Genomic DNA, 19,859 nt, shown 5'->3' with positions numbered 1-19,859 from the left:
GATTCCTCAGTTCCGCGCGTTCAACGAGGCGAATTTCGCGAAAATATCGTCTTTTGGAGCCTCAGCGACGGGCGCTGGCTGCGGCAGAGGCCTTTCCGGGGGCGCGGATAGCTGCGTAAACAGATTCGGCCGCCACGCATCGTCTGGGAGGCCGCGAATGCGCGCGATTTGCGCCCATTCATCGTCCGTCAGCGACGAAAGGCCGAGATATTCGGCCGTGGCGAGGTTGTAGATGCGGCAATCTAGCAAGTGATTGTCGCGCTCGGAGGCTTTGAGCTTCCAGAACTTGCGAATTTTTCCGCGAATGACGTCGTCAGCGAGATATTCCGCCGTGATCTGCCGGAAATAGGTCTCATCCAGCCAGCTTCCGAAGTGGCAATAGCCTCCCGGATCGCTTGTGCCGCCGGACCGCAGCCCTTCCTTGCGCAAATCGGCGTAAAACGCGCCTTTCAGCGGCCATGTGCCGACCGGCCAGAGCTGGCAGCCTTTTTTGACCTTGTGGCCCGCTAAATCGATGTCGACGAGGCTCGGCGTGCCGATCGGCGGCTTGCCCCAACCGTCGCGGCCGTCGACGGCGAGAACGGTATCGCGGCCGGTGATGTCGTGCAGACGCTGGTTCTTGCGCACCCAGGCATAGACGACATGGCTTCGATAGCCCGAATCGATCGCGAAAGCGTCGAGACGCCGTTTGCGGCCAAATGCGTCGGGAAACTCCCGGTCGATAGTCTGCGCCGCCAGTCTCTCGAATGCGCCGGCGTCAAAGCTCTCCGTCCCGCCGTCGATATAGAACGCGTCGACAACCCAACTTTCACGGTTCGGCGCGAAAGCCGTGATCTCGACCCAAATGCCGCGCATCTGGACGTCAGCCGCGCCGACCAGCATGAGGCCGCGCGACGGCACGTGGCCACGGGTTATGCCTTCCTCACGACGCTCCAGGAGACGTTTATGGTCCGGCGCATCGCCTTTGATCTCGTAAGGCAGCCCGAGCCAGAGATTCCAGAACGTCTTGAGCTTCTGTGGGTCGTCTCCGGCCGAGATATGCGCCTTGGCGATCTCATCCCAGGGCACAAATGGGCTCGAAAACGTGTCGAAGTGGTAGGATGGGAACGCGCCGGGTCGCGGATTGGTGGCGACCCAGCGGCCCCTCCGCACGAGCGCATTCTTTTCGTGCGCCTCGATGATGGAGCCACAGCACGGCGAAACGTAGTGCGCCCGGTGAGGGAAGGTCTGCTCGAAGCGGAAGTTCGCGCCGAACTCTAACACGAACTCCTCATCGCAATGCGAACATGGCACGTGCCAACGGCGCTGGTCGCCGGCAGCGTAGCGCGCCTCGATCTTTGAAGCGCCCTTGATCGTCGGCGTCGAGATGTCGACCTTCTTCCAGTCGCCGGACGAAAGGAACGACATCAGGCGGCCGTCCGAGATCTCGATCGGATCGCCCTGCCCGTCGAGATCGTCCGGATACTGGTCGATCTCGTCGCGCAGCAATTTCTTGATCGTCTTCGAGCGAAGGTCCGCCGCCGAAGTGGCGATGGCCAGCGTCAGCGAGCCGCCGGGATATTTCTTCGAATAGGTCGTCGAGCCTTCCGATGAGCGGGAGGTCTGCGGCGCGACCTTGCGCTTCAAAGCCTTGGTCGATTCGATGGCCGGCTGCAGCTTGTCGCGGTTGAAGTCGGACAGAGCGGCGTCGGTCGGCTGCACGATCATCATGCGGCATGGATCGCGATCGATCGAATGGCCGATGGCGGCGATGAGCAGCGTGGTGAAGCCGGTCTGTGCGGACTTCATTGCGGCGAGCTGGTTGACGCCGGAATCAGGCCCGAGCAGGTCGAGAGGCTCTTTGATGTAGGGAGTCAACGCCAGATCCCATGCCGCCCCTGCCTGCGGGCCGTCTGGAACAACGAGGTTTTCTGTCGCCCATTGCGAGGGCGGCATGGGAACGGGCGGCAACAGGACATCGGCGAATGCGTTGGCCACGACCTCGAGGGCTGAACGCTTGAATTGGAGCGTCACGCCGCGTCGGCCTCTTCGTCTGGCGCCGGCGCATTGACGCCGGTCTCCGCGAGCTTGCGCAGTTCGCGCTCGATAGCGGAGCGGAGATCGCGGGCGACAATCTTGAGGACCGCGCGGGCGCCCGGGGCTCCATCTTTGCCGACAGCCGATGCGAGCTCATCGGCGCGGCTCGGGAGCTGATCGAGGACACGCACGATGCGCTCGGCGCAAATTCCGATCGCGGCGGCGATGTCGTCGACGGGCAGCAGCTTTTTCAGACGCTCATCGAGGTCGAGCTTGGCGATGTCCGCCTGGTAGGCTGTGCGTCGCGCTTGCTCGCGGGCGAGAATCGGGTCTGAACCATTGCTGGATGGCGGAGGTTGCTGCGTCGCGCCGGCGCCGTTCATCGTGCGGATAGCGTCGCCGGTTTCGCCAACGGCGCGATCATAGGCCGCGATGTTGACGAGTTTAGTCCCGCGGGCGCCGGTGCGTGTTTCAAGAGAGCCAAGTGATTCGAGGCGCGAGATGCGGCGCGAAACTGCGGCCTTGTCGACGCCCTTTTGGCGAGCGAGATCCGACACAGAGATCCACAGGCCATCGCCAGCGTCGGCGTTGACGGCTGTTGATGTCAATGTTGACCCCGTTGACCCTAAAAAATCAAAGTCTTGCTAGAGAAATTCCGGACTGCGGCGGCGGCGCGTGCCATTCGGGAGGGGGGAAGGACCCGTGAACCACAGATCCACGCCGTATCTCACCCTACCGACTTCAGCAGATGTTTGAGCACCGCGGCAGGCACAACCCCCTGCGCCGATGCGATAAACACCTCAGCCGCTTTGTCTTTCACCAGCTCTTTCGGCAGCGATGGCCCATACAGCTTGCGGATAGGCAATCGCTTATCCGTCAGCCTTGCGCGAAACCCGTCGACGCCGCGCCCAGGCATCCCAAACGAGCGCTTGAACAGATGATCGACGCCCCATGTGCGCGCATCTATCCCATGGCCGGTGTCTTTCACCGGGAATTCCTTGATCGGAATGCCCTTGCCCTTCGCGATGATCTGATAGGCAAGCTTACCAGGCGCGGCGCGCGCATAGCCGCGTCCCGAATCCTGCATCCTCGACGTGATCGAGGCGTATTTCGTCACGCCCGTCTGCGTCTTCAGCGCGCGCTGCACCTGCGTGCGCACCTTGTCGCCGCCCTCGTTCAGCCCTCGCGCAATCGCCAGCGGGATTTTCTTCGCGAAGCCGCCGGTCTTGATCCCGACGACCTTCACGCGCAGCGCGATCATCGACGCAGGCTCATCCGCGCCGCGGCCAGACGCGCGCCGCTCACAAGCGCCCGCGCATCCTCGACCATGGTGTTGGTCACGAATCGCGCGGCCTCGGCGATGCGCGCTTTTTCCACTTCGCCATTCGCCAGAGACGACACAACACGGCCGATCGCCGCGCGTCTCTCAGCGCATCGGCACATGTCCGCCTCCCGAAGCCGAGACAACAAAAAACCCGGCGCGGGAAGCGTCGGGTTTGTGTAACCTTTTAAAGCCTGCATAAGGTGCGCCAAACAACTGCCGCAAGTCAAGCGGTTTTTTGCGGCCTCCCGCGTCCGCGCCTCTGTACGACCTTCGCGACATGGCAAGACCAGGTCAAATCCGGCAGCACGCGCGGCAAGCGCTCATCCTGTTCCCATGGCCGAATCGCCCGCGGCGACGCCAAAACCTCATGCTCGCTCAGCATCCCGCGCAAATCGTCAGTCAGCACATCCATCGCGAATCGCCAGATTTCATATTCGCCCCGAGCCACGCCGGCATCGACAGGGCACGGATCGAGATAGCGTTTCTGATACGCGCCCGCGACCGGCCTTTTCGCTGTCTGCGAATATCCGTCCGCCTCGACCTCGTAAGGCGTATCGCTGACCGAGGTCGTGATCATCTTGCGCACAAACCATTTCGGCTTGCCATGCGCCGAGACAATCCGCACCTCCGGCTTGTCGGCTTTCCACACCGGACACCCGCCCATGATCGCAAACTTGAAAATCAACCGGCTTGGCGGCGTCCGCAACCGCCGCGCGCCATCGGCGTCACGCACCGTCAGCCGGTCCACGGTCGCGGCAACCGCCGCTTCGCCAAGCACGCCCATATCGCCCAAATCCGAAAACGGGCTCCAATCCTCCGGCAAGCCCAATTCGAGACCATCCAGCGCCGCGACAGCCGCCGCGATCGCGAGCGCATCCGGATGCGGCTCGCTTTCCGCGCCTGCGATCGGCACGACGCCCCATCGGTTCAGCCCGGCCTCATCGATCACCGTCAGATAGTCGCCGAACTTCGACACGCCGCCCCATCCGGCGCGAAATCCCGGCACGATCGCGCCGCCTGGCGCCTGCTCTTTCGGCAACTCATCGCGATACGCCCAGCGCAGCAGCGCCTCAACCTCAACCCGCTTTTTCGCCATGTCGCATCCCGTTCCCGCAATGTGGAGGGTTTGGAGGGTTCAGGGAGGGTTTCAAAAAACCATCCCTAATGTTTTGTTCAATCATTTCAATGTGTTAAAATACCACTAGGGAGGGTTGGAGGGTTTATCTCGCGTATACATAAGGAATTTTTCTGTTTTTCCTTTTCCCCCGTAACCCCTTTTTTCTATATATACGCGCGCGTAAACCCTCCAACCCTCCCTAAGCACTCGATAAGATACTGTTTCAGTTGTTGTTTTTAGTGTGGAGGGTTTGCATAAACCCTCACCAAACCCTCCAAACCCTCCCTAGAAAATCGCTCGTTTCCGCCAAATTTAGAGCAAGCGCCATCGCTCGCGATCCACACGTTCCAAAAAATAGACCCCTCGACTGACTTTTGGCCGAAAGGAGGGTGAAGCGTCACGTTGGACGCGGAGGTCCTGTTGCGCGCAAGGTCTTTGCGAGAGGAAAAGGTGAGCTCATAGCGCGCCGCCAAATTCACGAAGGCGCTTGATGGCCATCATGCCAGAGACGGCAGGCTCAACATTCCAGGCGTCCCGGTTTTGGAGGAAGCCGGCATAGCGCGGGTGTTCCTCCATCTCATCCAATACCCAATCCTTTGCATTGGACCACCATCCATTTTCCGATTCGATCAACCCTCCTGGATGCAGAACGGTTGAGCTCCTCCGCGTACCAAAGGACGTCAGCGGGAAGGCATTTTCGCCTTCAATCAGCCAACCGATGATCGGGCTCATCAAGATTGACATGTCTTCGTCAATACCCATGAGCGTTAAGACAAAGAATCCAGGTTGCGCGGCAATCACCTGCGCTCTCGGCGCGACGGTTTCCAAATCGTTCATGAGGGTTTTTCCTATCCTTTATTCCCAATCGGGGTTGCGGGGCTCGGCATCGGGCCGGTATGGCACGTCATGCAGCTGGCAATTCAAATATCGTCGCACGCCTGTCTTCGTGCGCTCGAACTTCGTCTTCATCACGCGGCCGAATTTGGTCTCAAAGATCGGTTTCTTCGCATTGGCCATGGACCATGAGACATAAGCCTCATACATGGTTCGCGCGGTCAGATACTGCCCCGGCGCTTCGCTCACGCAATCCGCGATAAAATCCGAGATCGGGTCCATTTCGCTGCGATACTCGGCCGTCGCGGCCCGCACCGAATCCGGCATGTGCAGCCCGCTCTCGATAAAGCGCGTCGCGCCCTCGATCAGCCAATTCAGGATGCCCGGATATTCCGGCGCGAAATCGGCCAGCACATCTTCGAACTCGCGGCGCTTTTCTTCCGGGATCGTCACCGGCCAATGCACCACGGCCATGCGCCGCCAGATGCCATTGTCGGTTCCGTCGATGCGCGGATAGCCGTTGCCGCTCATGTGGCAGGAGAAGATCGGCGTAAACTCGAAATAGCCCTTGAACAGCGTGCGCACGGGGATCTTTTCGCCGCCGGTGAGTTTCTTCACCAAATCCTCATGCAGCGGCTTGTCGGCGGGCAGCTCCAAAACCCTCAAGGCTCTGGCGCCATAGAGCCGCGCCAGATCGGGCGAGGCGCCGCCAGCGCTGCGATCGCCCTGCCCGGTGATGCTTTCCGCCGGCAGGCCCACCGCCAGCGGCCCCAGCACGCGCATCAGCGTTTCCAGAAACACGCTCTTGCCATTGGCGCCCGAGCCATAATGAAAGACCAGCAGCTGCACGGTGCGGCCGATCAGGCCAAGGCCGGAAAAGGTCTGCACGAATTCGCGCACGGAGGCGTCTGGCAAAAACTCATCGAGGAAGGCGAGCCACCTCGGACATTCGGCCTTCGGCTTATAGGCCAGCGGCACAAATCGCGTCAGCATGTCTTCGCGCCGGTGTCCATCCCGCACGTCAAGGCGGACCTTCATGCGCTCGACGTCAGGGTCGGGACATTCCAGATCCTTTTCGCGCACAAACTCCAATGTGTGCTTGCGCGTCGAAAACAGGAATGGATTCTTGTTGAAATCATCGGGCTCGACAGCGCAAAACGGCGCGGCGCAGATCATCATCGCCTCGATTCGCGATTTATTCTTGCTTGAGACGGCGAATTTCCGCCGCGCGATTTTCCGCTTTTTCAGAGCGTCGCGCGCCGCGTCCCCTTCGTCGACCAGCCGCTTCAAAACCCGGGCGCGCGCAACATCCTCATCGCTCCACTCCGCCTTGCGCTTTTCCAGCGCGGCGAGATCATCATCGGCCTGGTCGGCCTCGGCGATGATCTTTTCCTCAAAAGGCGTCTGCGCCATCACATCGGCCTCGAGGCCGATGCGGCCGCCGAGCTTTTGCGCCACGGCATGCGCATAGAGGTTGCCGCAATCAATATCCCAATGCGTGCCGACCCAGGCGGCATAGCTCGGCGTCTTGGCGTCGCCCTGCTTCAAGACGCGCAATTCCGAGCCGAAATGCGCCAGCAGCCTTTTGCCATTATCCGTGTCGGAATGGTCGAGCTCGCAGCAGCGTATGAGCGCGCCGGCGTCAACCTGCCGCGCGTCGGAATCGGAAGGCCCCAATTCCGTGCCATCGTCGATCTCGTCGCTATGGTCGAGAGGCGGCGCCGGCGCGGCAAGGGGTTCGCGGGGCGGCGCGCCTTCAACCATGGAGGCAATAAGCGCGGCTTGTTCAGGCGTCATTCGTCACCAGACGGCGGAGCCGCAACGTATATCCGAGCGATTCCAGCCGCCAGGCAGGCCGCGCGGCAGTTTTCGCAGGCGTAGCTATGCCCTTCGAGATAAATGGCCCCGCCCCGCGCCGCGGCGCCGGCCGCCTTCAACGCCGCAATCTCGGCGTGGCTGCTCTGCCCGCACACGTCGTGGCAGAGCTCATAACCGACGCCGGTCGGCAGGTCTTTGCGAGGGCAGACGGGCTGCGGGTTGGCGCAATCATTCTCGCCAACAAACCGCGAGCCATCCACCGCCACAATCGTCGCGCGCACGATCTGTTTCGCGCAAGGTCCACGGCTCATGAATTTCTCTTATCAAGCCCGCAGGAACGCAGCGCGCGGAACAGCAGGTCATAGACGCCGCGCCGCGTGCGGTGATGGCCGGTTGCGAGAGCTGTGATCAGCTCGTCATCCTCGCCAGCCATCACCGCGTTCAACGCCGTATCATCAGAGCTGACCTTTCCCTTTTTCCATGCCGCGCGCAGCGCGCCCGCGAAAGGCGGCGTTTTTTTCAGCGCTACGGCATAGTCGGCCGTTCCATCGCCATGAATTCCAATGTTCGCAATTTCCATAATGCCGATGGTTCGGGCGCGATCAGCGTCGCCGCCCGGAAGCAGATCAAAGGTCACCCGAATCATTTTGCTTTTCCCCCAACCCGCTCCCGATCTCATCGGCGAGCGCGCGCCAGTCCCGCGCGTTGCGCTCTTCCAGCGCCGATTCAGCCGTCGAAATAACAAGGGCGCCGCCCGTCTTCAGCCCGATCTTCGTCCGGCAGTCTTCAGCGCGCGCCGCAGCCGCTTCCGCCCGCGCGCGCAAAGCCTTCGCCGCGCCCTCGCGAATCGCTAATTCCAACAGGTCCGGATTGCTCATTCCGCCGCCTCCCGCGATCTCACCGTTTGGTCACACCCAGATATTTAAGGGGCCACGTTCTCGGCTCGTCGCAGCCATCAAACATAACCCAACTAAACTCACCGTTTCGCGCGAGAAGCGTCCCACGCATAGGCGTTGTCAGACCACAGGTCCGCACCCGCGCGCCGTCGATCAGCTCTTCGTCGCGCTGGCGCATCTGCGATAATCGGTCTTCGAGTTCCGCGATTATCTCTCTGAGATGAGCATTCTCGCCCCTTAGAATTCGCGCCTCTTGAGCCGCCCCGCGCCGCAGATCGGCAATTAAAGGAGGAGGCAATTCCACCGCGCTCACGCGATCGCCTTCCGCCTCAGCGCCGCGTCAAGATGACGGACGATCGCGCAATACAGCAGGTCCGCCGCTTTCGCGGCCCCGGGCTTCTTCGCCTTGAAGAAAGCCTCTTCCATCTCCCCGGCGAGATCGATGTTTTTGAAAGCGCCCGTCAGCCGCGCGTCCTCGCGCCAGGCAGGATTATCGTAAAGCACAGCGGCGACGGCGGCGATGATCTTCGCCTGCAACGCGCCGCCCTGTTCGCTTTCCGAGGTGACAATGGTTTTCAGCGCCAGCACCGTCAGATCGCGCCCATATTGTGCGAGGCACTTGCCGACCGTGCCGGAAGCCATGGTCTCGCCCGGCTTCAGATCCTTTGACGCCATATAGCTTGCGACGATCGTGACGCCGCCCGCGCGCGATGCGGCGTCGATCGCCAGCGCCTCCGGGTCGCCGGCGGCGCGCGACGCCCGATAGATCGCCAGCCGGTTGACCTTGACCGTGCCGGCGTTGATCGCCCGAAAGCTTTCGGCCTGTTGTTTCCGGTCGGCCTGGATGATCAGGCAAGGCACGCTGTCTATGCCGATCGTCAAAGCCGCCGTCGTGCGATGCTGCCCGTCCACGATCGCATAGGCCCCGCCCTGCACCGGACAGACGACGACAGGCGCGAATTTCATCCAGGAGAAGTTCGACGCGATCGCCCGGACATTGGTCTTGCCGGGTCCGCCAATTTCGCGCTGATAGGTCTCGTCGACAACAAGCTGCGAGATCGCCAGCCAGCGCAATTCGGGGACCGGCCCAAAATGCTCCGGCGGCGTCACGCCCCCTTTCACAGGCTCAATCGGCCGCATAGACGCCTCCCTCGACAAATTGGCTGAACTCCGCGGGGTCCGGATGCGCGGCCATCCCGGCGCGCCGGCACAGCCGGTTATAGATCTGCGCCTCGCTGCGATTCAGCAGCCGAGCGATGGTCGCGGTGTCGAAACGGCAGCGCCAAAGCGCGTCAACCGCATGGTCGACATCCGCCAAGTCAGGTTGCTCGAAAATGCTCATGGCGCATCCTGCTCCTCAATCCGCGCCAAGGTTTTGAGGCGCATGTTTATTGTTGCTGGAGAGCGCAGATAGCCCGTTTCTTCCGAAAGGCGGCGGGCTATGGCCGTAGTGCCGTGACCTTGAATGCGCCAATCGGTTATCAGCTGATCCTCGCTCGCCGCAAACGGCCGAACAGTCGAGGCGCCGCGCGTGTAGGGCGTTTTAGTGTGTCTCACGCCACATCCTCCCTCTGCCGCGCCAGATCATTGTAGTCAGACCCTTCGGGCGCCATGCGCACCTCCGCCGGGCATCCCGCGCGCGACCATCTGCGCCGCGCGCATTCGAGCCGCGCCATTGTCACCAGCGGATCGCTGTCGCCATCGCCAAGAATGATCGCCTTCGCCGCGCCAGCGGGCGGCATCAGCCCCGGCGCATCCGGGTCCGGCTCCTCGCTGGGTATCCATCGGCCCGGCTTGGCCGGATGTTTGGACGAAAGCCCCAATGCCTTGCCCGAGATATTGCCGAGATCGCCGGCCGCCCAGGCGCAATAATTCGCGCCGAAGCCGCGATGCACGGCCAGATAGACCGTCTCAACCGTCTCGATCCCCTCGCCGCAGAGAAAGACTCTTTCGCCGCTGCCCTCATGCCAGTCATGCAGCCGGATCGCGCCGCCCTGCTTGCCGCCGCGCATTTTTTTCGCCGGCAGCGGCGCGCCGTCAGCGGCCAAAATCTCAGCCTTACCCGACGCCTCGCGCGGCATGTCAGCCGTCCCAAGACGCGCGTCGAGCCAGGTCCGGTGCAGCCCCAAAAACCGCCCATCCGGACCCTGAATCGCCGCCAGCATGCAGGGTCCGCGATGCACGATCGAAGGCTTCGCGCCGGCGTCTTCCGGCGCATGCCAATAGGCCTCCATCGGCGAAAACCGCAGCGCCTTTGAGCGCACGGGATCAAGCCCGCGATGCGCGAAATAGGCGTCAACCAGCGTCTCCGCCACAGGCCCGGCGTTTTGCCAGATCGCATAGGCTTTCGCGCGCTCATCCTCGGCCAGCGCCTTCGCCCGCGCGTCATGCTCGGCCGCGCGCGCCGCGCGCTCAGCCTCCATCCGCGCCGCGGCCTCGGGATCGCGCACAGCCTCAGCGCCGCACATCGAGGCGAGCGCCGCCTGAAAATCCAACCCCTCGAACTGCTCAAGGAAAGTAAAAGTGTCGCCGCCGCAGACGCTTCCGCGCGCCAGGCATCCCCACGTCGAGGTCTGCGCATTGACCCACAAGGGCCATTTGCCGCGCACCGGATTGCAGATGCACTGCCCTTCGCGGATGCCGCGCGAATTCGCGCGTTTCAGCTTCGTCCGCTGGTCGATGATGTCATCGAGCGGATTGAGCGCCTTCACCTGCGCCAGATCATCCCGCGAAAGGCGCGCCATGACGCTCATGCCCGGGGCGCGCGATTGAGGTTCAGCCCGCAATCGGCCAGGACCTCCCGCAGCATGGCGCGGGTCTTTTCCTCGCCGAGCACGCGCCGCGCCGCCTTGATATTGGCTGTGATCGCCGAGCCGCAGAACAGCCACGCCAGCTCCGGCGTCGCGCCCTCGACAATCGCCGCGATCTCGCGTTCCTGCTTGTCGTGGATCTCGAATATTTCCAGCGCCATCAGTCCCTCCCGATCCGGCCGGCGGCTGACGCGCGCGGCTTCGCATAGGCCCGCGCGGCATGCGCGGCGCAGTAAGGTCCGGCGCCAGGCCGCGGCGCGGCGCAAAAGCGGAAATCCTCGACAGCCGGTCCGCCGGATGGCCAGCGGCACTGATGCGCGGCCAGTTCCGCGAACGGAACGCCGGGTCCCTCGACCAGCTCAGGGGCAGGCGGCGGCGCTTCCGGCGCGGGACGCATGATCGGCTTTGGCGCCGGCCGCATGGCTGGCTTGGGCGCCGGCTTGGGAGCGGCTGGTTTCAGCGCGGGGACGCGTCTGGCGCATGGCGCAGGCCGCGCGCCGGCTGCGGGCGCTGACGCCGTAGCCTTTGCCTCACCCCTTCGCCCGGGTCTGCTGTTGAAATGCAACCCGCGCCGCGCCGCAAATCCAATCAGCGCGGAGCGCGAAAACCTGCCGTCAAAATGCGCGGCGGCGTCTCCCGCGCTCGCGCCCTTGGCGATCAGCCCTTCAAGCTCCGCAATGCGATCATCCGACCAATAGGCCATCACTCACTCCCTTTGGTCACGTCCGAAGCCTCGTCAACCAAAGCCTGAGCCGCGCGAACAGAATGCGCAGAATCCCCGGCCTGCGCCGCTGTGATTTCAAGTTCATGTTTCAATGCCTGAAGTTGCCTTGCTCGCTCGGCCTCATAAGCGTCACGCAACGCAAAATAGATCGACGCCAATATGTCTTTCGGGCGCCTGTATCGCAGCGCCCAAAACGCGCTGTAGGGAACGCCGCTGGCGCGCGCGGCGCGACGCATCGCATTATCGAGATCGCCCGGACCTCGGGTCTCTTTGCGGACCAGCGCATCCGCCCAGACCGAGGCGCGCTCAACATAGGGAACGTCGCTCTTTTGCGAATCTCTCAAAGGATTTTTGCACATTCTCAAAGCGTCCTCTGGCATCTCTAAAGACGCTTGAGGCCGCAGATCATTGAAGGGCAAAAGACCGGCAGACGCAGACATTTGTGAATACACCTGAAGCAACACGGCCAAAAAGCGCGCCAACGCTCAGCGGCCAGGAAACAACACACAAGGATCAACCCGAATGAACGCGGAGATCACGCGCTCCGAGGCGGAAGAAATCGAATTGTTGAAGGGGCGGATTCTGGTTCTCGAAACCGCTCTCGGAAAACTGGTGTGGCGCTGTGCGCGCCTCGCGCCGAAGCCAGCCGGATGGCTCGCGCGGCTGCGCCTCGCGCTCGGCGGCGCGCAGCAAAACTGGACGATCGCGCCGCCGCTCGGTAAAGCCGCCATGCGCGAAGCCGAAGACCGCCTCGGCGAAATTCTCCATGCGCTGCATGAAGGCGAGCTCGCCTTCTCGCCGCAAAACGCAGTCCCGCGCGAACAGCCGCGGCTGGATTTGAGCTCATGGCTGTGACGCCGCTCATCCCAAAACCTCGACCGGGCGCGTTTCCCGCATCAAGGCGAGGATTTGCGCGGCGGCGTAGACCTCGCCAAGCTCGATCGCGAGATCGATCCATTCGCCGCGCAGATCCTGTGGAACCCAGCCCGGCAGGCGATTGCGCGCGCGCATGCGGCGGGACAGATACTCCGTATCCCCACATTTGAAGCACGGCCCATGCGGCGGCGCGCCACAAGCGTCCGGCTGCGGACAATGCGCGCGGCTCATGAGCTTTGCCCCGGCGCTGTGCGTCCTATGATGTCCGCTATCAGGGCGCGCAGGTTGCGCACGAACAGGAGCTCCAGAAGATGACGATCAAGAGGGTCCGTCTGCCGCAGGGAGAAACCGGCCTGTTTCTCGCGTTCCTCGCTTTCTCGACAGCCTACGGGCGCCTGGCACAGCGGGTGCTCGGGAAAATAGAGACGCAGGAAAGCGATATCGATTTCATCGAGGACGATAGCCTCGCCGAACTTGCAAAGGCCGGGCTCGGATGTCTCGGCTTCGAAGAGGACGACAAGGCCGGGCGCGCCGCGCAGATCGCCCTCATCCATGATCTGTTCATCGAGATGCGGCGCGGGCGAAGGCTCGCTTGAGAAACGCCAGCGCTGGCCATCCCATTCGCCAAAGATCGATGCGGCGGCGATGCTCATGACTCGCCGCCTTCCGCCGCGCGTTGCTGCGCCCGGACGCGCCCGATCGCGGCGGCGATCTCATCGGCTTCATCGCCGGTCAGGGAAAGGCTCAGAGGCCCGATCTCGATAAGCACAAGACCATCCTCTCCGATCACCAGGCCGCCCGCGATATCTTCAACAACCTGCGGTTGAGCCTCAGCCAGACTTTTGGACGTCATGAGGCGTCTCCCGCCACGGAAAAAGGGGGCTGATGTTCCTGTGGAGGATGGTCATCAATGTAACTTCTAATTTTGGACGCGATGGTCAGCGTCACACTGCCTCCGGCCCGCAGCCGCGAAATCAGCTTGCCGTCGTTGACCGCCAACCGACCAAACGTCGAGGGCGCCATGCGCGACGCGATAAGATAGGTTTGAATTTCGTGGAGGAGGTCTTCGGTTTCTTTCATAATGCGATGCTAGTGGGCAAATGCCCATCGTGTCAATAGGCATTTGCACATTCGCTTATGGGCAATGAAGTGGGCAATATCCCATTATGGATGACATGGTCCGAAAGCGATTTGCAGAATTTTTGGCTCTTGCTGAGATCGATATGAAAAATGCGACCAGCAGGACCAAGCATGGCGATACCTATGCCCGAGACGTCATCAGGCGCGGGCGCGGCAAGCTCGATTCAATCGAAGAAATTGTCGCGACCATAGACCCAAACTTTGTCGATTGGGTTGCGCGAGCCAAGGGACCCGGACCCACTAAAGAGACGATCAGGCCCCGATTCGGGCCGCTCGCGGCGCTCGAGGGAATAATCGCGAAGGGCAACGCGAGAGGCGCAGGGGTGGCCGAGTCGCCGGTGCCGGAGCTGCCCGTCTTTTTCCATGCAGCAGGCGCGGCTGAAAAACCGCTGACGAATAAGCCAGACGATAATGGCGAGGTCATTATTTACGGCGGCGCGGAGGCTGTTGGGGAAGACTTTTCTTACGCTTTGCAGCGCGTCTCCGGCCGCATCCCGCGACCAAAGGGGCTGATGGGGCGACCCGGTATTTACGCCGTCAGGATCACGGATGCCTCGATGTCTCCGACATTGACCAAGGATGATCTCGTTTTCATCGACGCGAAATCCGAGGCGCGGCCAGGCGATGACGTCATGATTGAAATGCATCCCATACTTCGGGAGATTGGCCCGCGCCGTTATTTCCGGCAACTCATCGAAAAGGACGGGAAGCGCTATGTCTGTCACCGCTTCAATCCGCCAGGAGATCAGAGCTTCTCAAACACAGACATCAAGCTGATCCAGCGAATCATTCCCGCTCGCGAGGTATTTGACGAATAACGTTCGTCAGCTACGCTCGGTGGATACTGGGAAAAAATATCGCGTTGAGCAAAGCCATACGGCGCCCTTCGCTACCCGATCGTGGGCAAAGCGCGTCGAGACGAAAGCGAGTGAAACAATGCGCCTAAAATTGCTAGCCGCCGCCGCATTCCTAGCTCTTACGCCCAAGCCGGTGAGTGCAGACAGCGACAAACTGCCACTGACATTTTCGAGCATCACATCTGATTTCAAAAAGGCGTTCTCGAAAGTGGAGTCGCAGCATTATTCGCTGAATAAGGTGCGCTGCGAGGATGGTTCAGAAGATAAGCGAACCGTCTGCACTTATAAGCTCGGCAACTTTATGATTGTGATGGCAGAAACGGAAAAGGGCGGCAGCGAGATCGTCGGATTGACGATGATCTGCACAACATCGAATGATATTGACGCGGCAAAATGTATTATCTCGTACGAGGCGGCGATATTTGCCGCAGGCACAGATGAGGACATTGAACACCAGAGTGAAATTATATCTGTACTGTTTAAAGGATTAAAAGTTGGTGAAAGTATAACTATAAAGACGGCGGAGCGCAGATATATACTGCAAAAGTCAGCAGGGCTCTGGTTTCATATCTACGCTGCCGATGCCCCCGATTAAACTGCTCGCATGAAGCGCGGGCATTGAGCGCGCAACCCTTCCAGCCCGGCGCAGCGTCGGGCTTTTTTATGCACAGAATCGGATGCGACTCCCCTCCTCCAATGGGCTGTTGCCCATCGCCGCCGCAATAACGCATTTTGCCCATTGACATGATGGGCAAATGCCCACTAGGTTAGCTCCATCGAACCCGATGGAGCCGCCCATGTGCGCCCTTTCTCCCAATCTTTCCCGACGCGATCTCGCTGACGAGATCCTGATCAGCGCCATGCGCTTCGTGCTGAGCGCGCTGCCGGACGCCGATCTTGCCATTTATGACCGCCGCGCCGCGCGCTATCGCGCCGAGCTCGGCCTCGACGCATCCGCCATCCTCCGCTTCGACGCCGGCGCGCTGGAAGTCGAGCGCATCCGCCGCCGCGCCATCAGCGCCCGCGTCAGCGAGGCCGCGTGATGACGAGAAAATTGCTCTTCTCTTGGGGATTCGATGGAGTCGGCGGTCTCGCGCTCGCCATCGAGGCGGCGGATCGAGCCGTCGCCGGCGAAAAATCCATCGCGGGCCATATCACCCGGCGCGGAATTCTCAGTCTTTTCGAAAAGACGGATCTGCGCGGCGCAAAGACGCTTCAAATCATCATCGAAGATGACCGTGAGGAGGCCGCGTGATGCCCGCCTTCTACGATCCGCCGCAAAGCCCCATCGGCGCAACGCTTGGGCCGCGCCGCTTCATCACCGACCAGGTGGTCGCGGATGAGCGCATGAAGCTCGACATCCTCGAAATCTTCGCCGGCGCCGGCGTCGTCTATTTCGAGGATCTGCTGCGGCGCGGCTGGATGCGCCCGCAGCTCGACGCCTTCAAGGCGCGCCAGCTCGCGAGGACGCGCGCATGAGAGGGCGCGTCATCCTCGAAGCCCTGCGCGAGGCCTTCATGATCGCTCTGTGCGCGCTGACCACTCTGGCGCTGCTCGCTGGCTTCGCGCTCGCCCTTCTCACTTTCGCATCCGGCCGGGCGTCTTCCTCCTGCCCGTCCGCGCACTCCCCGGCCCGCAACATTCTTCCCCATGCGGGCCGGGCTTTTGTGCGTTTCGATCCCCTTTCGGAAACATGCCTTTTATCAGGAGAGACCCATGACGCTTGAGGATCTGCGCGCCAGCGCGCCGCCGGAGATTGTCGCCTATCTCGCCAAGCGCGCCAACGACTTCAGGCAACATGAGAAGGAGGACGGCGCCATCGGCGTACAGGCGCGCGTGACGCCGCTTCTGATGGAGGTGTTCACGCTCTGCTACGTGCATGAAAAGTGGCGGGCGATGGCGAAAGGATCGCCAGCGATTGAACTGGTCAAGGGCCTTGCCGGCTCAATGTCCGTTCTCCTCATCAACCTCGTCAGCAACAGCGTCGATAAAGAGGATGAGATCGTCGCCCTCGGCACGATTTGCGAGGCGATCTTCGACGCCGCGGCCAAGGGGCTGGCGGGTGAACTGGGCCGCCCCTTCGTACAGGAATCCGTCGATTACTCGCGCGGCCTCGCATGAGCGGGATCTGGATGCAAACCCTTCGCGGCCGGATGATCGATATGGTCGACCCCACGCCGGCCGAGGTCGATTTCCGCGAGCTCGCCGACACGCTTTCGACCGTCAACCGCTATTGCGGCGCGGCGTTGAAGCCGGTCTCCGTCGCCCTGCACACCATCATCGCTTTCGAGGCGGCGCGGGACGAGGTCAAACCCTTGGTGCTGCTGCACGACGCGCATGAGGCGCGCATCGGCGACATCACCACGCCGACCAAACTGGCGCTGTGCGAGATCGCCGGCATGTATCCGGGCGGCCGCGTCTTGATGCAGCAGGTCCTCTATGAGATCGCGCGTCGGCACGACCGCGCCATCCACACGGCGGCTGGCCTCCCTCTGCCGACATCCGCGCAGCATGACGAGATCAAGCGCGCCGATATCATCGCCCTGCGCACCGAGCGCCGCGATTTTCTAAGCCCCTGCGCGAAGGCCTGGGCGCCCGACATCGAAGCCGCCGCCCCCCTGCGCAAAGTCTACCGCCTGCGCGCGGCTTTCGATATCGCCGATGAGCTTTACGCGCTGTTCCGCGCCTATTTGCCGGCGCTCGCAAACGCATCGATTGGAGCCTGAGCCAATGTCATCACCTGTCATCCGCCGCTTCGTCAGCATGCTTGAACTCCTCAATCGCGGCCGCTTCATCGAGAAATGCGATGAGCATCTTGAAAAAGCGATCGAGACGCTTGAGGCGCTGCCGGACCAAAAAGGAACGGTCACCATCAACCTCGCCGTGACGGTGCATTACGACAGTGGCCGTCTCGAAATCAAACCGTCGATCAAATCGAAATTGCCGGAAGAAAAGGCTTTCTCCGGCACGCCGTTCTGGACGCATGAAGGCGCGCTTTCCGTTCAGCACCCAAGCCAGATCGACATGTTCGCCGGGCCCCGCGTCACTGAGCGCGATCGCGACGCCGGCTAATCCCTCATTAAGGAGAATACCATGGTTGAGAAAAAAGAGACTCCGGCCACGCCGATCCAACACGCCCAAGGCGAGGCGCTGTTGACGCCGTCTGCCGAGGCGGCGCTCCTCGTCTCCCGGCGGGACGTGCTGGATCGGCTGACCGAACTCGCGCGCGAGAGCCGCGAGGTCGAGCTGGTCGAATTGCCTGCGCCCGAAGGCAGCGTCGGCATCCCGTCAAAAGTCCCCGCGCTGATCAAATATGGCGAGAAGCCGGAAATCGTCCCGCTGGATAGCTTCTTCGCCGCACACCGCACGGCGCCACAGCGGCGCGCGGGAACCGCCGAGGTCACCACGCTGGCCAGCTTCTGCGATCTCGTCAATCGCCACAAGGACGAGCACTCCGCGATCTTCGCGAAAACGAGCTGGCCCGATCCCAGCCTTACCGCGCTTATCGACTATCACCAAACCGACAAGACAGCGCGTTTTGGCCGCCACCGCATCAATTACGCCTTCCCGCTCACGGATGAATTCAAGACCTGGATGAAGGGTAACGGCTTCGCGATGGAGCAAGGCATCTTCGCGCTCTTCCTCGAGGAGCACGCCGCCGAGCTCGCCGCTCCGTTGGACGCCGAGCGGACAGAATATGAGCTGCTGTTCAAAGAGCGTTTCGCCGCGCCGATCGAGGTCATCAACCTTTCGCGCAATCTCGAAATCTATGTCGGCCAGAAAATCAAGCGCACCGAGCGTCTTCAGACCGGCGAGCGGACGGTTGTGTTCGATACGCAGCACTCCGACGCCAAGGGCGAGCCCGTTGATATTCCCGGCATCTTCATGGTTTCGGTCCGCGCCTTCGTTGATGGCGATCCTGTCCGCATTCCGGCCCGGCTGCGCTACCGCAGCGGCGGCGGCGAGATCAAATGGTCCTATGCGCTCTATCGCCCGGAATATTGGCTGCGCTGCCAGGTGCAGGACGATCTTGCGACCGCCGCGGCGTTGACCGGACTCCCGACATTCGAAGGCGCGCCAGAGCAATAGAGCCTTCCGCCCGACTCTAAATCGAGGAGCCCAAAGCCATGCCGATTGCACATTTGCTGACGGCCGCAATAGCTGTCGTCATGTTCGCCGCCTTCATCTTCCCGGTCCTGTTGCGGCTCGGGATGTGGCCCGCGCCGTCGCAGGGGCCAGCGGTGCGGCGCAAGAGCGAGGCGCTCGCCATCTTCGAGTTTCTGTCTCCCGAACGGCAGCAGGAAATCCGGGATGAATGGAAGCGCGCCAGATATGAGGCCGGCGAATGGCCGCAGGATGATCCAATCCGCCAGGCCCACACTCTGCACGGGCGCATCGTGCAGATCGAGGCGCGGTTGGCGAGCGAGGAAATGTCCGACCCCCTCCGCTACCAGCTCGGCAAGGAGCGCGCGGAGCTCCTGAAGCGCCTGCGCGTGCTCGAGGAAGAGCTCGAGGAAGCCATGCCGCCGGCTCCCCTTTCCGCCAGCGCGCATCGCTGTGAGGCGTGGCGGGCGACGTAAACAAGGCGATTCTCATCGGCCATTTAGGCCGCAATCCGGACGTCCGGCACAACAAGGCCAAGGTGGAGTAAATGAAATGCCTGCTGTTTATTCTCGATTCCGGCCGAGGTTGAAAATTGTACGTCGGCCATTTTGGCAACCGCCGGAGGAAACGGCAGCCAGAGAGCTTAGAGCGGCCCGCAAGGCAGGATTAAATTATACAGCCTCAAGCGATTTCTCTCATTTGATCATGCTTTCATGTGACGAGCGCGAAAATGGGAACATTGTCACTTCAATGCGGCTTCTGTCGGCTGCGGCGGCGATCATTAGGGCGCAAAACGTTGCGCTCCATTTAAGCAGAGTTGCTTCGCTCAACAGACCAAAGCGAAAGGTAAGGCCCATGACTAAGAAATTGATCCAATGACGGGCGTCAACAAGGCGATTCTCATCGGCCATTTAGGCCGCAATCCGGACATCCGGCACAACAGGGCCGGGGATCAGATCGCCACATTCTCGCTCGCGACCAGCGAAAGCTGGCGCGACAAGGCGACGGGCGAGCGCAAGGACAGGACCGAATGGCACAATGTCGTCGTGTTCGATGAGAACATCTGCAAGGTGGTCGAGCAATATCTGAAGAAAGGCTCGCTCGTCTATCTCGAGGGCAAGATCCGCACGCGGGAATATGACGGCAAGGACGGGATCAAGCGCCGCGCGACGGAGATCGTGCTCGAACGCTTCCGTGGCGAGCTGCAGATGCTGACGAGCCAATCTAACAGGCCGCCGCCAGCCGAAGACGCGGACGCCTACGGAACCACATCGACGCGGACCGAGGCCGACAAATCGATCTCGGAAGCGATCAATGACGAAATTCCATTCTAACCGAGACCG

At 61.7% G+C, this 19,859-nt stretch carries 34 protein-coding genes; 13 read left to right on the top strand and 21 right to left on the bottom strand.

What is annotated here, in order from left to right; translation table 11 throughout:
* Nucleotides 1-6: 6 nt before the first annotated feature.
* From SIN04_RS06655 to SIN04_RS06575, 17 genes are all read right to left on the bottom strand, one after another.
* The gene (locus tag SIN04_RS06655) at nucleotides 7-2,013 is read right to left on the bottom strand and encodes a phage terminase large subunit family protein (RefSeq protein WP_244605700.1); all 2,007 of its coding nucleotides are present in this window, start codon (nucleotides 2,011-2,013) and stop codon (nucleotides 7-9) included.
* Nucleotides 2,010-2,624 carry a MarR family transcriptional regulator gene (locus tag SIN04_RS06650; protein ID WP_134487582.1) on the bottom strand — a complete coding sequence of 205 codons (615 nt, stop codon included), beginning with the start codon at nucleotides 2,622-2,624 and terminating at the stop codon, nucleotides 2,010-2,012. Before SIN04_RS06650 ends, SIN04_RS06655 begins: the two co-directional genes overlap by 4 nt.
* A gap of 119 nt (nucleotides 2,625-2,743) precedes the next feature.
* Nucleotides 2,744-3,277: a hypothetical protein gene (locus SIN04_RS06645; RefSeq protein ID WP_134487580.1), complete on the bottom strand. Its 534-nt coding sequence runs from the start codon at nucleotides 3,275-3,277 to the stop codon at nucleotides 2,744-2,746.
* Nucleotides 3,274-3,459, bottom strand: coding sequence for a hypothetical protein (locus SIN04_RS06640; protein ID WP_134487577.1), 186 nt, complete (start codon nucleotides 3,457-3,459; stop codon nucleotides 3,274-3,276). The genes SIN04_RS06645 and SIN04_RS06640 overlap by 4 nt, the downstream gene beginning before the upstream one ends.
* Before the next feature lie 104 nt (nucleotides 3,460-3,563).
* Nucleotides 3,564-4,436, bottom strand: coding sequence for a hypothetical protein (locus SIN04_RS06635; RefSeq protein ID WP_134487574.1), 873 nt, complete (start codon nucleotides 4,434-4,436; stop codon nucleotides 3,564-3,566).
* Nucleotides 4,437-4,913: 477 nt separating this feature from the next.
* Nucleotides 4,914-5,294, bottom strand: a complete 381-nt coding sequence (locus SIN04_RS06630) for a hypothetical protein (RefSeq protein WP_341264308.1) — start codon at nucleotides 5,292-5,294, stop codon at nucleotides 4,914-4,916.
* An 18-nt stretch (nucleotides 5,295-5,312) separates the two neighbouring features.
* A complete protein-coding gene (locus tag SIN04_RS06625) occupies nucleotides 5,313-7,088 on the bottom strand; it encodes a phage/plasmid primase, P4 family (protein ID WP_341264307.1) in 1,776 nt (591 codons plus the stop codon).
* Entirely contained in the window at nucleotides 7,085-7,420 is a 336-nt protein-coding gene (locus tag SIN04_RS06620; protein ID WP_341264306.1) for a hypothetical protein, read from the bottom strand. The genes SIN04_RS06625 and SIN04_RS06620 overlap by 4 nt, the downstream gene beginning before the upstream one ends.
* Nucleotides 7,417-7,755 (bottom strand): hypothetical protein, encoded by a 339-nt coding sequence (locus tag SIN04_RS06615; RefSeq protein ID WP_134487563.1) that lies wholly within the window; start codon nucleotides 7,753-7,755, stop codon nucleotides 7,417-7,419. The genes SIN04_RS06620 and SIN04_RS06615 overlap by 4 nt, the downstream gene beginning before the upstream one ends.
* On the bottom strand, nucleotides 7,736-7,987 hold the full coding sequence (locus SIN04_RS06610; protein WP_134487561.1) for a hypothetical protein: 252 nt from the start codon (nucleotides 7,985-7,987) through the stop codon (nucleotides 7,736-7,738). Before SIN04_RS06610 ends, SIN04_RS06615 begins: the two co-directional genes overlap by 20 nt.
* A 19-nt stretch (nucleotides 7,988-8,006) precedes the next feature.
* Nucleotides 8,007-8,318, bottom strand: a complete 312-nt coding sequence (locus SIN04_RS06605) for a hypothetical protein (RefSeq protein WP_134487558.1) — start codon at nucleotides 8,316-8,318, stop codon at nucleotides 8,007-8,009.
* Nucleotides 8,315-9,145, bottom strand: a complete 831-nt coding sequence (locus SIN04_RS06600) for a ParB/RepB/Spo0J family partition protein (RefSeq protein WP_134487555.1) — start codon at nucleotides 9,143-9,145, stop codon at nucleotides 8,315-8,317. The genes SIN04_RS06605 and SIN04_RS06600 overlap by 4 nt, the downstream gene beginning before the upstream one ends.
* Nucleotides 9,132-9,347, bottom strand: coding sequence for a hypothetical protein (locus SIN04_RS06595; protein WP_134487552.1), 216 nt, complete (start codon nucleotides 9,345-9,347; stop codon nucleotides 9,132-9,134). The genes SIN04_RS06600 and SIN04_RS06595 overlap by 14 nt, the downstream gene beginning before the upstream one ends.
* A 211-nt stretch (nucleotides 9,348-9,558) precedes the next feature.
* Nucleotides 9,559-10,749 carry a DUF7146 domain-containing protein gene (locus SIN04_RS06590; protein WP_134487549.1) on the bottom strand — a complete coding sequence of 397 codons (1,191 nt, stop codon included), beginning with the start codon at nucleotides 10,747-10,749 and terminating at the stop codon, nucleotides 9,559-9,561.
* Between the two features lie 5 nt (nucleotides 10,750-10,754).
* The gene (locus tag SIN04_RS06585) at nucleotides 10,755-10,976 is read right to left on the bottom strand and encodes a hypothetical protein (protein ID WP_134487546.1); all 222 of its coding nucleotides are present in this window, start codon (nucleotides 10,974-10,976) and stop codon (nucleotides 10,755-10,757) included.
* Nucleotides 10,976-11,518 (bottom strand): GcrA family cell cycle regulator, encoded by a 543-nt coding sequence (locus SIN04_RS06580; RefSeq protein ID WP_134487543.1) that lies wholly within the window; start codon nucleotides 11,516-11,518, stop codon nucleotides 10,976-10,978. The genes SIN04_RS06585 and SIN04_RS06580 overlap by 1 nt, the downstream gene beginning before the upstream one ends.
* On the bottom strand, nucleotides 11,518-11,898 hold the full coding sequence (locus tag SIN04_RS06575) for a hypothetical protein (RefSeq protein WP_134487540.1): 381 nt from the start codon (nucleotides 11,896-11,898) through the stop codon (nucleotides 11,518-11,520). Before SIN04_RS06575 ends, SIN04_RS06580 begins: the two co-directional genes overlap by 1 nt.
* 163 nt (nucleotides 11,899-12,061) lie before the next feature.
* Here SIN04_RS06575 and SIN04_RS06570 point away from each other — a divergent pair, with 163 nt between their 5' ends.
* Nucleotides 12,062-12,394 carry a hypothetical protein gene (locus tag SIN04_RS06570; RefSeq protein ID WP_134487537.1) on the top strand — a complete coding sequence of 111 codons (333 nt, stop codon included), beginning with the start codon at nucleotides 12,062-12,064 and terminating at the stop codon, nucleotides 12,392-12,394.
* Nucleotides 12,395-12,400: 6 nt separating this feature from the next.
* Here SIN04_RS06570 and SIN04_RS06565 read toward each other — a convergent pair whose 3' ends face one another.
* From SIN04_RS06565 to SIN04_RS06550, 4 genes are read right to left on the bottom strand one after another with little or no spacing between them, the layout of a single operon-like run.
* Complete coding sequence (locus tag SIN04_RS06565; RefSeq protein WP_134487534.1) at nucleotides 12,401-12,646, bottom strand: hypothetical protein; 246 nt, start codon at nucleotides 12,644-12,646, stop codon at nucleotides 12,401-12,403.
* The gene (locus tag SIN04_RS06560) at nucleotides 12,643-13,068 is read right to left on the bottom strand and encodes a hypothetical protein (protein WP_134487531.1); all 426 of its coding nucleotides are present in this window, start codon (nucleotides 13,066-13,068) and stop codon (nucleotides 12,643-12,645) included. Before SIN04_RS06560 ends, SIN04_RS06565 begins: the two co-directional genes overlap by 4 nt.
* Nucleotides 13,065-13,268, bottom strand: a complete 204-nt coding sequence (locus SIN04_RS06555) for a hypothetical protein (protein WP_134487528.1) — start codon at nucleotides 13,266-13,268, stop codon at nucleotides 13,065-13,067. The genes SIN04_RS06560 and SIN04_RS06555 overlap by 4 nt, the downstream gene beginning before the upstream one ends.
* Nucleotides 13,265-13,495 (bottom strand): hypothetical protein, encoded by a 231-nt coding sequence (locus tag SIN04_RS06550; protein ID WP_134487526.1) that lies wholly within the window; start codon nucleotides 13,493-13,495, stop codon nucleotides 13,265-13,267. Before SIN04_RS06550 ends, SIN04_RS06555 begins: the two co-directional genes overlap by 4 nt.
* A 143-nt stretch (nucleotides 13,496-13,638) precedes the next feature.
* Here SIN04_RS06550 and SIN04_RS06545 point away from each other — a divergent pair, with 143 nt between their 5' ends.
* The 12 genes from SIN04_RS06545 (at nucleotide 13,639) to ssb (ending at nucleotide 19,850) form a co-directional block, all read left to right on the top strand.
* Nucleotides 13,639-14,373 (top strand): helix-turn-helix transcriptional regulator, encoded by a 735-nt coding sequence (locus tag SIN04_RS06545; RefSeq protein WP_166795863.1) that lies wholly within the window; start codon nucleotides 13,639-13,641, stop codon nucleotides 14,371-14,373.
* Nucleotides 14,363-15,007 carry a hypothetical protein gene (locus SIN04_RS06540; protein WP_134487519.1) on the top strand — a complete coding sequence of 215 codons (645 nt, stop codon included), beginning with the start codon at nucleotides 14,363-14,365 and terminating at the stop codon, nucleotides 15,005-15,007. The genes SIN04_RS06545 and SIN04_RS06540 overlap by 11 nt, the downstream gene beginning before the upstream one ends.
* 202 nt (nucleotides 15,008-15,209) lie before the next feature.
* Nucleotides 15,210-15,455, top strand: a complete 246-nt coding sequence (locus SIN04_RS06535) for a hypothetical protein (protein WP_134487516.1) — start codon at nucleotides 15,210-15,212, stop codon at nucleotides 15,453-15,455.
* Nucleotides 15,455-15,667, top strand: a complete 213-nt coding sequence (locus tag SIN04_RS06530; protein ID WP_134487513.1) for a hypothetical protein — start codon at nucleotides 15,455-15,457, stop codon at nucleotides 15,665-15,667. Before SIN04_RS06535 ends, SIN04_RS06530 begins: the two co-directional genes overlap by 1 nt.
* A complete protein-coding gene (locus SIN04_RS06525; protein ID WP_134487510.1) occupies nucleotides 15,667-15,891 on the top strand; it encodes a hypothetical protein in 225 nt (74 codons plus the stop codon). The genes SIN04_RS06530 and SIN04_RS06525 overlap by 1 nt, the downstream gene beginning before the upstream one ends.
* On the top strand, nucleotides 15,888-16,139 hold the full coding sequence (locus SIN04_RS06520) for a hypothetical protein (RefSeq protein WP_134487507.1): 252 nt from the start codon (nucleotides 15,888-15,890) through the stop codon (nucleotides 16,137-16,139). Before SIN04_RS06525 ends, SIN04_RS06520 begins: the two co-directional genes overlap by 4 nt.
* On the top strand, nucleotides 16,129-16,533 hold the full coding sequence (locus tag SIN04_RS06515) for a hypothetical protein (RefSeq protein WP_134487504.1): 405 nt from the start codon (nucleotides 16,129-16,131) through the stop codon (nucleotides 16,531-16,533). The genes SIN04_RS06520 and SIN04_RS06515 overlap by 11 nt, the downstream gene beginning before the upstream one ends.
* Nucleotides 16,530-17,138: a hypothetical protein gene (locus SIN04_RS06510; RefSeq protein ID WP_134487501.1), complete on the top strand. Its 609-nt coding sequence runs from the start codon at nucleotides 16,530-16,532 to the stop codon at nucleotides 17,136-17,138. Before SIN04_RS06515 ends, SIN04_RS06510 begins: the two co-directional genes overlap by 4 nt.
* A 4-nt stretch (nucleotides 17,139-17,142) precedes the next feature.
* The gene (locus SIN04_RS06505; RefSeq protein ID WP_134487498.1) at nucleotides 17,143-17,484 is read left to right on the top strand and encodes a hypothetical protein; all 342 of its coding nucleotides are present in this window, start codon (nucleotides 17,143-17,145) and stop codon (nucleotides 17,482-17,484) included.
* Nucleotides 17,485-17,505: 21 nt separating this feature from the next.
* Nucleotides 17,506-18,501 carry a DUF2303 family protein gene (locus SIN04_RS06500; protein ID WP_134487495.1) on the top strand — a complete coding sequence of 332 codons (996 nt, stop codon included), beginning with the start codon at nucleotides 17,506-17,508 and terminating at the stop codon, nucleotides 18,499-18,501.
* Nucleotides 18,502-18,539: 38 nt separating this feature from the next.
* Complete coding sequence (locus tag SIN04_RS06495; protein ID WP_134487493.1) at nucleotides 18,540-18,992, top strand: hypothetical protein; 453 nt, start codon at nucleotides 18,540-18,542, stop codon at nucleotides 18,990-18,992.
* Between the two features lie 399 nt (nucleotides 18,993-19,391).
* Complete coding sequence (gene ssb, locus SIN04_RS06490; RefSeq protein WP_134487490.1) at nucleotides 19,392-19,850, top strand: single-stranded DNA-binding protein; 459 nt, start codon at nucleotides 19,392-19,394, stop codon at nucleotides 19,848-19,850.
* Nucleotides 19,851-19,859: the final 9 nt, after the last annotated feature.

It is taken from the genome of Methylocella tundrae (assembly GCF_038024855.1).
Classification (GTDB): Bacteria; Pseudomonadota; Alphaproteobacteria; order Rhizobiales; family Beijerinckiaceae; genus Methylocapsa; species Methylocapsa tundrae.
This window is presented reverse-complemented; position numbering and strand designations above follow the sequence as displayed.